Annotated in this window: 1 protein-coding gene; it reads left to right on the forward strand. The window is 59.1% G+C overall.

The window, feature by feature from the left end; translation table 11 throughout:
* Positions 1 to 487 (forward strand): CoA transferase (locus EOA85_RS36915; protein ID WP_206523516.1); only part of this gene is annotated, 487 nt, incomplete at both ends.

The following is a 487-nucleotide window of genomic DNA, read 5'->3' on the forward strand; positions in this document are numbered from 1 at the left end:
GTATACGGCATCGCAGGCGGTTATCGGCATTCAGGCGGCGTTGCGCCAGCGCGACCATACAGGGCTTGGTCAATGGGTGCGCGTGGATATGATGTCGTGCGCGCTTCACTTGTTGGCATCGGAGTCTAGCTATGCGCTGAACGCACAGGAACAGGCAAGTAGAGGCAGAAACGGCATTAGCCACAGTCACCAGCCGGCGCCTTACGGCATCTATTCGACCTTAGACGGGGCGATTGCTGTTGTGGCTTACCCCGAATCCCTGGCCGATATTGCCACCGTGTTGGGCCTCAGCGACCAGATCTTACCGCTGTTGGAGGGGAAGGGCCCTTGGACAAACCGGGACAAGATCGCCGGTATCCTGTCAGAGCGGTTGCTTCAGCTGACAAGCGATGATGCGGTTACGCGCCTCGCACCCACTGGTATCCTGTTAGCCCCTGTACGCAGCATCGATCAGGCGCTGGCGGATCCCGATGTGGCCAACGAACTA

It is taken from the genome of Mesorhizobium sp. M5C.F.Ca.IN.020.29.1.1 (assembly GCF_003997375.1).
In the GTDB taxonomy this organism is placed as follows: domain Bacteria; phylum Pseudomonadota; class Alphaproteobacteria; order Rhizobiales; family Rhizobiaceae; genus Mesorhizobium; species Mesorhizobium wenxiniae.